This window comes from Congregibacter sp. (genome assembly GCF_045107095.1).
Lineage (GTDB): Bacteria > Pseudomonadota > Gammaproteobacteria > Pseudomonadales > Halieaceae > Congregibacter.
In genome coordinates this window covers 1-11,080 of sequence record NZ_JBGCFU010000134.1, presented here as the reverse complement: position 1 = coordinate 11,080, position 11,080 = coordinate 1, and the positions used below count along the sequence as shown (strand labels likewise).

General features: G+C 54.8%; 9 protein-coding genes. 7 read left to right on the top strand and 2 right to left on the bottom strand.

Translation table 11 applies throughout. The features are described from left to right. A partial coding sequence (locus AB8B76_RS15735) for a M20/M25/M40 family metallo-hydrolase (protein WP_405273833.1) occupies nucleotides 1-597 on the top strand: 597 nt, incomplete at its 5' end. A gap of 87 nt (nucleotides 598-684) precedes the next feature. Further along, complete coding sequence (locus AB8B76_RS15730; protein ID WP_405273832.1) at nucleotides 685-2,904, top strand: SPOR domain-containing protein; 2,220 nt, start codon at nucleotides 685-687, stop codon at nucleotides 2,902-2,904. Nucleotides 2,905-2,921: 17 nt separating this feature from the next. Here the strand turns inward: AB8B76_RS15730 and AB8B76_RS15725 are convergent, their stop codons facing one another. Then, on the bottom strand, nucleotides 2,922-4,523 hold the full coding sequence (locus AB8B76_RS15725) for a TlpA family protein disulfide reductase (protein ID WP_405273831.1): 1,602 nt from the start codon (nucleotides 4,521-4,523) through the stop codon (nucleotides 2,922-2,924). 170 nt (nucleotides 4,524-4,693) lie between these two features. Between AB8B76_RS15725 and AB8B76_RS15720 the strand changes: the two genes are divergently transcribed. Beyond that, on the top strand, nucleotides 4,694-5,191 hold the full coding sequence (locus AB8B76_RS15720; protein ID WP_405273830.1) for a DUF2846 domain-containing protein: 498 nt from the start codon (nucleotides 4,694-4,696) through the stop codon (nucleotides 5,189-5,191). On the opposite strand, the gene AB8B76_RS15715 is transcribed toward AB8B76_RS15720, so the two are convergent. After that, on the bottom strand, nucleotides 5,192-6,748 hold the full coding sequence (locus tag AB8B76_RS15715) for a long-chain-fatty-acid--CoA ligase (protein ID WP_405273829.1): 1,557 nt from the start codon (nucleotides 6,746-6,748) through the stop codon (nucleotides 5,192-5,194). It abuts the gene before it with no gap. A 139-nt stretch (nucleotides 6,749-6,887) separates the two neighbouring features. Between AB8B76_RS15715 and AB8B76_RS15710 the strand changes: the two genes are divergently transcribed. From AB8B76_RS15710 to AB8B76_RS15695, 4 genes are all read left to right on the top strand, one after another. After that, nucleotides 6,888-7,832: a family 16 glycosylhydrolase gene (locus AB8B76_RS15710; protein ID WP_405273828.1), complete on the top strand. Its 945-nt coding sequence runs from the start codon at nucleotides 6,888-6,890 to the stop codon at nucleotides 7,830-7,832. Continuing rightward, nucleotides 7,829-8,440 carry an HAD family hydrolase gene (locus AB8B76_RS15705; protein WP_405273827.1) on the top strand — a complete coding sequence of 204 codons (612 nt, stop codon included), beginning with the start codon at nucleotides 7,829-7,831 and terminating at the stop codon, nucleotides 8,438-8,440. The genes AB8B76_RS15710 and AB8B76_RS15705 overlap by 4 nt, the downstream gene beginning before the upstream one ends. 55 nt (nucleotides 8,441-8,495) lie before the next feature. Continuing rightward, nucleotides 8,496-9,425, top strand: coding sequence for a RimK family alpha-L-glutamate ligase (locus AB8B76_RS15700; protein WP_405273826.1), 930 nt, complete (start codon nucleotides 8,496-8,498; stop codon nucleotides 9,423-9,425). A 106-nt stretch (nucleotides 9,426-9,531) separates the two neighbouring features. Continuing rightward, the coding region (locus tag AB8B76_RS15695) for an adenylyl cyclase (RefSeq protein ID WP_405273825.1) at nucleotides 9,532-11,080 on the top strand (1,549 nt) is incomplete at its 3' end.

Below are 11,080 nucleotides of genomic sequence, written 5' to 3'. Positions count from 1 at the left end.
CGCTGGAACGTCACCGTTCAAGGCACCGCAAATCATGCGGGTACCACGCCCATGGACCAACGCTCCGACGCCCTTTATGCAGCGGCGCAGTTCATGATTCTGGTAAGAGAAGTGATCACCGACGTCGCCGGCACTCAGGTTGCCACGGTTGGACGCATCAAGGCGTTTCCTGGCGCCCCCAACGTGGTACCGGGTGAAGCAGTAATGAGTTTAGAGATTCGAGACCTGAGCATGGAAAAGGTCGGCACCTTGTTTGACCGGATTCAAGCGGCGAGCCAGAGCTTGGCAGGCGACACGGGAACACGCATTCTCTTCGAACAGTTCTACGAGTCCCTTGCCGCACCGACTAACGAACTACTGCGTCAAGCCATAGAGTCCAGCAGTGACTCCTTGGGCCTAAGCCATCAACGAATGCCCAGTGGAGCAGGACACGACGCCCAAAGCCTCGGGGCAATCTGCCCCATAGGTATGATATTTGTACCCAGCCGAGACGGAGTGAGTCACTCGCCGAAGGAATACACAAGCCCGGAGCAAATCACTAACGGTGCCAACGTTTTACTCAGAACCTTAATAAACTTGGATACCAAGCTGGATTAAACCTTTAAATGCACTTTTACGTCATAGAATGCTGCACCACGTAAACAGAGCTACGCTTCATTAATGACCCCAACCATAGCTAAAACCATGACGACTGCCACTGAACATCCGCCTCGTCGTAGCCCATCGTACTGGGCGCCAATCGCGCTGCTACTGTCGGCGGGGCTACTCAGTCATTGGGCTAATGCCGATGCCAGCGCAGCCGCCGACGCATCGCTTGGCGGAGACACCGAGCCGCCTTCGAGTCTGCTGGTGGCCGTTCCCCTTCAGATTGACTACCCGCTGCTTGAACGGCTTCTGGTCACGCAGCTGTTCACAGGTCCCGAGCAAAGTCGCGACGTATTGGAAGACCCCAGTAGTTGCAGTCAAGTGGTCCTCAGCGATCCCGGTGTCAGTCCCAGTAACTCAAAAATAGATCTGCTGGCCGATGTAAATGCGCGCATCGGCTTCGGTAGCACTGGAAACTGCGCAACGATGCTCACATGGAAAGGCAAGATTGGCATCAGTGGGACCCCCGAGGCGCGAAGTGATGGCACCGCACTCGGATTTTCACCGGAGCGCGTCTGGCTCATGAATCCCGCGGGCCAGACTGTAAACAATCCTCAGATACAGGCTCTAGCGGAGTCTAGCGTACGGGGGATCTTTGAGCGGTTCACCGTAGACCTAAAGCCACAAATACAGTCCATCGAAGAGTTTCTGCCCGATGTACTACCCGAGCATTCCAAAGACCAGATCGAGTCTCTGCTCTCCACACTGCGCGTTGGCGAACTCCGCGCTAACGAGCAAGCGCTGAGCGCTGAAATTACCTTTGAGGTAGACCCTTTGAGCACCGCCCTCGAGCCAGAGCGGGCGCTCAGCGACGATGAGCTGGCGCGCTGGGAAGAGCGCTGGCAGCTAATGGATTCGCTACTGGTTCTCACCGTGAAGCACTACGCAGCGGCTACGCAGCTGCAGCAGCTACGCGACGCATTATTAGAAGTTCTTATCGAGAGTCGATACCGCCTGCGGGACGCACTCAGTGTGGAGCCGAGTACCGATGAAGAGCAGGATCTCGTTCGCGACTGGTTCCTTCAAAGCTGGCAATCGCTCGCCCCCATACTTCAACGTATAGGTTTGGATCAGCCCGGACAGGAACATCTCCTGTTGATTAGCGTGATTGCGGCCACGGATGCACTGGATGCGCTTGATCAACTGGGGCCTAGCGTGGGACTCGACATTTCCGCGAGCGGACTGCGGCGCCTCGCGCGCATGATCAATGGTAGTGCGGGAGACGACTTACTCAATTACTCCGAGGCTCTGGACCCCGAGCTTCGTCAGCTTTTCGAAGATAGCTTTGAATCCACAGACATAAGCTTCGACTGGCACTGGGATCTTTCGTTTTTTCCTAAAGCTTTTGCAGCGGCTGATGACCGTTTAAACAGCTGGGCACCAAAGCGGCAGGACCTCGCCGAATACCTCCCCTTGGTTGCCGTACTGCTTGACGAGTCTATTGACAACGCTATCGCCAGCCGAAAACTCGATAGCGCCTACCAAGAACTCTTCCGACGGCTCGTTTTTACGACCGCCTGGCAGGAAAGCTGCTGGCGCCACTACACAGTGAGTAAGGATCAAAAATTAGTGCCTCTGCGTTCAGGCACGGGGGACGTTGGACTCATGCAGATCAATGAGCGGGTCTGGCGTGGTTTCTACGATCAGCAGCGGCTCCGTTGGGACATTGCTTACAACAGCGATGCCGGCGCCGAGGTACTTATCGACTACTTGATGAAATATGCGATACGAAAAGGCGAGCACAAGCAAAACGGTGGCGTGTCTAACCTCGCACGATCGAGCTACTCCACATACAACGGCGGCCCCAGCAAAGTGGCCCGCTATCGAAGTAGCAAAGCGTCCACCTACGGTAAAAAAGTAGATACAGCCTTCTGGACAAAATACCAGCAGGTGGCCGCGGGCAATGAACTCGCCGTCTCAACCTGCCTGGGCGGCGATCTAAGTGGCCCTGCTATCGCAAGTCGCGGAAAAAGTAATCAGAACAAGCAAAGAACCTCAAACGTCTCCACTCAAAGCAGTGTAGTGACGCCACAGAGCTTCACTTTGCAGTTGGGCGTCTTCAGCACCATTGAAGCGGCACGCGCTTTTGTTAAGCAACAGTCACTGGGAGTGGACGCCGTGGTTCGACAAAGACGGAAGATCGACAAAAGCCAGTATCTCGTGGTGTACGGCGTTTACAAAACACGCGAGCAAGCGGAGGCCGCCAGAAAAAACCTTACTCGCCTCCAACCCTGGATCCGTCAGTTCTCCGACATTTAGCTAGAAAGCTTCCTAAGTCAGTAAACAACCTTGGCCACTCTCACCTGTAGCTTGTCAGTAACATCCGTCCAGGTTAGATAGGCAACATCGCCGACACTCTCCATCACCGGAAAGCCACTTCGTCGTGAGGAGCTTGTGATGCCAACCTCGGTGACGTCCAGGAAAGCGCCGTTACTGCTATACCTTGAGAGCATAATCTTGGCATTGCTATCGGTATCATCCATCCAACTCACCAGTATCTCGCCGTTTTCAAGAATAGTTGTGTCCACGCGTCCGTTGGTGTTGGACGCTGCAACGAGAATAGGCGCAGAAAACGTTTCGCCACTATTTGCAGACAGAGCCAACTGTACCTTTGGCTCATTGCTCTTGGCGGAAAACCAAGCCACGACTAGACTGCCGCTCCGAGCCGCGACCGCAGGACCATTCACAGGGCATCCGTTTACCTGCCAGCCATCGTCATGCACGGCTTGGGGTTGGGACCAGACGCCATCCACCATTCGCACAATAAAAATGTCTCGAATTTCATCGCTTGTACGATTGCGATAGACAACAACCGGGCCCTTCGGTGTCATCGCGGAACTGGTTTGACAGCAATCGCAGACCGTTTCGTCCAGCTCCCACTCCTCAAGGTTATTGCCCTGATAGTCAAACACCGCGGAACGAAGCGTCATGGCTCCGGGAGTCGGCTGACGTCTGGTATTCCTGCCATCCAACCAAGTAATGAGCGTGCCTTGATCACCAGCCGGCGTCATAGAAACGAACCCATGCTCTGCCTTGATGCCGTCGGTGTTTACGAGCTGTCCCGGACTCCATTGCTGTTGCTCGGCATCATAGACACTCGCTGCAATATCGTAGTCATAAGTGTCGGCCCCACTGCGTTGTAGCCAGTGAGCGACCATGCCCTCCCCAGATACCGAGAGCGCAGGAAAGTCCGCCCAGTTAACGAACCAGTTGTCGCCCTCGCTAATCGTTTGGGGTGGGCTCCAACCCTCTTCGATCCCTTCTCCTTTAGAGCTTTCTTTTATCCCTTCCCCTAGCTTTGCATAAGACAACCGGCTCTTCGCGTTGAGATCAGTCACCCATGACAGATACAAGTCACCGCCGTCGCTGGTCAAACGGGGCAAATGACTATTGATGGGAGCTGGAGACTCCAGTTTGATCACCAGGGGTGCCTCTGGAGCCAGGCCCAATCGGGACAGCTCTTTCAGGATTTGATCTCGAGATTGCAGACCGACCAGCTTTGCTACCACCTCATTATTGGGAGTAACAATATAGGTGGTCGGCATAACATCCGGTCCCCGCAACCCCAGCGCGGTTACATCCGACTTGCTAAGAGTAGGAAACTCGATGCCCAAGGCTTTCGCTGTTTTGAGCGTTTCTTGACGCGCGGCGTCGTCAAAGTTGACGCCAACAACGCGGACTCTATCGGGATCCAGCTCCTTACTCAGTGCATTAAGCATGGGGATTTCTTTGCGACAGGGCGAGCACCACTCTGACCAATAGTTAACCACTCGCCAGACTCCGCTGTGCACATCCGTCTGCTCCGCAGTTGCCGTGGCGGAGTTTAGGAGGACTAGCAAAAGTACAATCTGCAAAGTGTTGCCGCTCAAAAACCTCATGACCTGTGTTTCCAGTAAAGCTACAGACAATAGACCTCAGTGCCCAATGATTGCATAAAAACGCTAAGAACTAGTAAGCAACCGCTTAAGGCGATAACGTCTTCATCTCAAGCAGTGGCGACGGTTCCAGACAGAGACCCTCCAACAGACGACAGAAGAGCGTGCTTATCGTGATCAAAAGACTCCTCCGCTTCGCAGGCACATTTGTGGCCGCCGCTTTGATCGTCGGTTGCGCCAACAGTAGCTACTTCGAACCGACGCCCTTAGCAGAACCGGATAACGCGATGGTCTACGTTTACCGGCCCGGGGGTAGTAATCCAGGCAAGAAACCCCTGGTCACCAGCTACCCGGAAATACTTGTTGACGGCGAAAGTGTCGGAATGCTGAAGAACAAACAATACCTTGCGGTGGAGCTAGCCCCTGGCTCCCGCGAGTTTGTCGCTACGGGGCTCACGAAAGACGCTCGCTGGGAACCCAAAGATCGTATGTACTCCCTGAAGCTTGAGGCAGGGCAGAGTTACTTTCTGAGGTTAGGCGTGGAATTCGACACCAGCGCCATGACTATCGGAAGCTTCAGAGGCCAATATATTATCAACCTCCACAACATAGAAGAGTCAGACGCTGTCTACGAAATCCGATCCCTAAAGAACGCTGCCTTGACTAACTAGTTAGCTAACACCACGATCCTGATTGTCCCAAAAGGGCTTACGAAGCTCGGTCTTGAGTATTTTCCCGGCACCGGAAAGAGGGAACGGCTCCTCTCGGAAGCTCACGCTGCGCGGCCGCTTATAGTTCGCGATGGTCTTGGTATGTTCGATCAATTCTTCAACGGTCACGCTGTGGCCCTCTTGCAGAATCACAATCGCATGCACCGCCTCGCCCCAACGCTCGTCCGGTATACCGATAATCGACACTGCCGCCACGGCGGGGTGTGTCGACACGGCATTCTCAACCTCGGCGGAGAACACATTTTCGCCACCGGTAACGATCATGTCCTTGAGACGGTCCACGATAAAGATAAAACCGTCATCATCGCGATAGGCGCCATCACCGGTACGAACCCAACCATCCTTTAATGTTTCTTCGGTTTGCTCAGGACGATTCCAGTAACCCATCATTGATCCGGGAGATCGCGCGACGATCTCGCCCACTTCGCCGTTGGGTAGGTCATTACCATCTTCGTCACAAATTCGAACCTCAACGCCAGGTCCCGCGCGACCTGCAGAGCGCATCTTGCCTGCATTGGGTCCCTCAAGCGTGTGGTTCTCGGCTGGGAGCACGGTAATGATGGGCGCCATTTCCGTTTGCCCGTAACCCTGCATCCAGTTAACAGTCGGTAAGCGTTCCAGCAATGTGTGCATAAGCCCTTCGGGCATAGGCGATGCACCGTAGCCCACCGCGCGCAACGCGCTAAGGCGCGAGGGCTGAAAGTCTGGATGGTTTACGAGCATGCCCAACATGGTTGGCACCATAAGTGTGTGGGTGACCTTTTCGCTCTCCAGTAAATCCATCACCTTGGACGGATCAAAGCTAGGTAGGAACGTGTGGCACAATCCGAAAGTGCAGGCAGCACCGGAAAAAGCACCGTCAGCAAGATGAAACATAGGGCCAGCATGGAGATAGACATCGCCCATCTGATACTCGGAACCACTACTCACGCTAAGGTTGTTAAACCATAGTGCCTGCTGAGACAACATCACGCCTTTTGGAAATCCCGTCGTACCACCGGTGTAGTAAAGACCCGCAAGATCCTCTCCACCTCGCTGTGCGTCCTCACAGGGCTCATTCGCGGCAATCAGGCTCTCATAATCCAGTGTACCCTCAGGCTTCTCACCTTCACCGGTAAACACGATGTGCGTTAGCGAAAGCTCTGCGGTCATTTCTTCCAGCATGGGTGCAAAAGCATCATCAATAAACAAAACTTTTGCCCCGGCATCTCCCACTGCATAAGCGTTCTCCGCCGCCGACCAGCGCGTGTTCATGGGGACTACCGCCGCGCCGGCCCACCAAACCGCAAAGTAAAACTCCAGATAACGGTCGCTGTTCAGGGCCAGGATCGCGACGCGATCGCCCGGAGAGATGTCCATAGCGCGAATAGCCGATGCCAGCCGAGCAACACGAGCCTGCATCTCAGCCCAGTTGTGATTCCGACCCAGATGCCTGGTCGCAGGGGCAGTAGGCGTAGCTCGGGCATTGGACTTGAGAAACTCGGTCACTGAATACATGCTATTTATCCTTATGGTTAATCGCCAATTGCAGAGGCTGTAGTGTAGGCCAGAGAGCGAGCCATGCCAGTTATAATATGCGTGTTGGTTATTAGAGATTACAACAGTATTTCAATTTTACCCATGGAGTTTACGTCAGATGCAGATTGCCCCGGCTCTTCTGCTGCTCGCTATTGCAGCGCCGACTTTGGCAGATCTACCCCAGGCTTATCCCGGTTACACAGGTATTTATAAGGGGTTTTCGTTAGTACTGGATGATCGTTTCGACTCCTTTAACAACGCGGTGTGGTACTCGGGCGATGGTGCCGTTGGCAAAGAGGCGATGTGTCGTTTTCAGGATCAAGGCACTCGTATCAACGGCGGAAATCTGGAACTGATTGTTGATAAGCAACATGTGCCGGGCGGTTGGTCAGAGGATCATCAAAAACTCAAGGATCCCTATGACTACGTCTGTGGTGAAGTGCGCACCCGGCCCGGAAAGCGAATCCTTTATGGCCGCGTAGAGACTCGAATGCGAGCGCCAGACAGGCAAAGCGCCTCCGGGTACATTTCATCGCTTTTCACTTACGTTAACGAAGGCAACAGGCAATTCGATAGAGAGTGGGAGGAAATCGATATTGAACTGGAAGGAGGCCGTCCCGATGCCTTTCAGGCAAATCTGATTTATGGCCTTGACGCCGAGGCCTGGAGTGAGACCCGCCGCTTTGGAGCCTGGGAACACAAAATTGATGTGGGCCCCGTAGATACCTGGCGCGTATTTGCCATCGAGTGGCTCCCCAACAGCATAAAGTGGTTTGTCGACGGCAAGTTGATCAAGACCTTGTCTGCCGCCGACATCGACTGCGATCCAAGCTGTATTCCGCCACAACAACTACCTACACCGATACCCGATACGCCGGCAGATGTCATGATCAACTTCTGGATTCCAAACGATGACATTGAGGATATATTCGGGGGAAACAAGGGTCGTAATGAATACCCCATGCGCAGCCGCTACGATTGGTTACGCATCTATCAATACGACGCACAGCCGCTTGAGAACTGGGCGGACCAGGCAGCGCAAATCATGGGTGCTGACGATTGAGTGCTTTGCTTCGCGCCATAATATTTGACCTGGACGGGACGCTAGTGAATTCCCGCCTCGACTTTACTGCGATGCGCGCCGAGCTGGGGGCGCCAGAGAGTCTGGGGCTTTTAGAGTACGTCGAGACGCTCTCGTCAGAATCTGCGCGTCACGAGGCCATGGCAGTGATACATCGGCATGAACTGGCGGGCGCCGAAGCGGCCGAATGGATGCCGACTGCAGAAGAAGCGCTGCATGCTCTACACCAACAGGGCACACCGATAGCCATAGTGACCCGCAATAGTCGCCATGCGGCGCAGATCACCATGCAGCGACTCGATATGCCGGACATCCCCCTGAAGGCGCGAGAAGATGCAGCCCCAAAGCCTGACCCAGAAGCTCTCCTTATGGTGGCTGCAGAGTGGAACATAGATCCAAAGCACTGCGCCTATATCGGTGACTTTCACTACGACATACAGGCTGCTCAGCGCGCGGGGATGATGCCCGTTCTGTACACCCAGGGCGGCGAACCTCGCGAGAACTACGACATACAGCTACAGGTATTAAGCGACTTTCGTGCTCTTCTGGCCCTGCTCCATGAGCAATCTGATTCTAGCTCAACCCCGTAGACCCTCACTCAAATATCACTCCATCAACCGGTAACCCCGAGTACAAGGCAGCGCTATGCACAAAGCCCATATCATCCACGAAAATCGCGAGTGGAGCGCGCCACTACTGGAAGCCCTTGAAACCCTCGGCGTACCCCATGAAGAATGGTTTCTTGACGAGGGCAGTTTGGACTTGTCAAAGGCCCCACCGCCGGGGATTTTCTATAATCGCATGAGCGCCTCTTCTCATACGCGAGATCATCGCTACGCACCAGAATACGCAGCAGCAGTTATTGCCTGGCTGGAGTGTCACGGGCGACGCGTGCTTAACCCTGGTCGCGCACTGCAGTTGGAAGTGAGCAAAGTCGCTCAATATGCAGCGCTGGAGGCCCAGGGAATTCTTACACCACGAACCATTGCCGTAGTTGGTAAGTCAGGCCTTAGTAAAGCCGCCGCGGAAATGGGCGCCCCCTTCATTACCAAACACAATCGCGCGGGTAAGGGCTTGGGTGTGCGGCTGTTCCAGTCGGTCGATGAACTTGAGCAGTACGTCGCCAGCGACTCCTTTGAGGTACCCATCGATGGCATCACACTCATACAGCAATACATCGCAGCGCCCGAGCCATTTATCACCCGCTGTGAGTTTGTGGGCCAGGAGTTTGTGTACGCCGTGCGCGTAGATACCTCAGACGGCTTCCTTCTATGCCCTGCAGACGAATGCCAGGATGAAGACGCGACTGTTTGCCCGGCGACTTCTGCTGCCAAGTTCGAAATCATAGAAGATTTTGATGACCCGATCATCGAAGACTATCGCCGCATGCTCATCGCAAACGATATCCATGTCGCCGGCATCGAGAACATCATCTCGGCGGACGGAAAGCGCTATACCTACGACATCAATACAAACACCAACTACAACCCGCGCGCTGAGCACAGAGCGGGCAAGTTTGGTATGCGGGCAATCGCGCAACTCCTACAGTCCGACTTAGCGGCAACAGCTAAGTAGGAAGGTTCGGAGCAGCATCTAAAGCTCGGGCAGGCGGGTAGATAAAGTAGTACCGCGTCGCTGCTTGCGCTATCTTTCACACCTGCATTATTTATGGGCTAAAACCTTGAGTCTGCTAGGCGAGCTAAAACGGCGAAATGTCTTCCGCGTTGCGGGGGTTTATGCCGTGGTCGGTTGGCTGCTTGTTCAAGTCAGCGCTTCTCTAGAGGAGGCCGTCGGCTTACCCGAATGGTTTGATGGACTGGTGGTATCGCTGCTCGCGATCGGCTTTCCTATTGCACTGATCTTTGCCTGGGCGTTTGAACTCACCGCCGATGGCATCAAACGCACTTCGGCAGTAGATGCCGACGAAAGCATCGCCGCAAAGACCGGCAGTAAGCTGGATATCGTACTGGTGCTGGCGCTGGTACTTTTTGCCGGCGCGATGATTGTGCCCGGGCTGCGCAATTCGGATCGCTTACCGGGTATCGCCAACGACGCGGTAGCCGAAGCCTCCATCGCGGTGTTGCCCTTTGCCGATCTCTCCCCAGGGGGCGACCAGGAATACTTTGCCGACGGCATTTCTGAAGAGCTGTTAAACGTCCTCGCCAAGGTTAACGGTATGAAGGTGGCGGGCCGAACCTCGTCTTTCGCCTTTAAAGGTCGCAATGAAGATCTTCGAGAGATTGGTCGAGTGCTGGACGTCGCCCATATTCTGGAGGGCTCGGTACGCTCTCAAGGTGATAAGGTCCGCGTGACTGCCCAGTTGATTCAAGTCAGTGATGGATTCCATCTTTGGTCCGAGACCTACGATGGCGACCTGAACGATATTTTTGCGGTGCAAGATGATATCGCCGCGGAGATTTTGATCGCCATGAAGGCACAGCTGAGCGTCGAGGAAGCGCCGCAACTCGCTCCGGTGCAGCGCACCGACGTCACGGCTTACGGCTTGTTCCTGGAAGCCCGGGACCTGATTTTTACGCGCGATCCTAAAAATATGGAAAGAGCTCTCGATCTCCTGAACAAGGCCATTGAGATTGATCCCGCTTACGCACCGGCTTATGCCTCCCGTGCCAAAGTACTTACGCTACTTTCAGATCGGCCGGGGTCCTATGGCACGCTACCGGGCGGAGAGACGCTCTTGCGCGCACAAAAGGATGTAGAGAAAGCGCTGGAACTGGATACGGAACTGTCTGACGCCTACGCTGTGCAAGGCCTGATTAACACCGACTCTGGCCGCCCTGATTTTGCGATCACCAGCCTCCGCCGGGCTATCGAGCTGAACCCCAACTCTCTGGATGCTAGAAACTGGCTGGCGCTGGCGCTGGGGAACGACGGGCGATTACGGGATGTTGCCGCGCAACTTCAGGCTCTCACAGACATCGACCCCTTGTATCGACCGGGTGTCACTAACGCCATCCTTTACAGCATGGATATAGGCGATAAGGACGGGGCGCGCCGCATCGGCGAGCGTTACATCAGGAATGTCAGGGACGAAGCAGAGAAGGCCCTAACGCAGTCGACTCTGCTGGCGGGGCTGGAGGGGAAGCTTGCAGCGTCGATGCAGCTGCGAGAGACCGTTCCAGAGGAGTCACTAAACAGCCTGGACAACTCCAGCCTCCGCGGCGCCTATGCAAATCTCGGAATTCTCGATGATTATCAGGGCAATGCTGAGG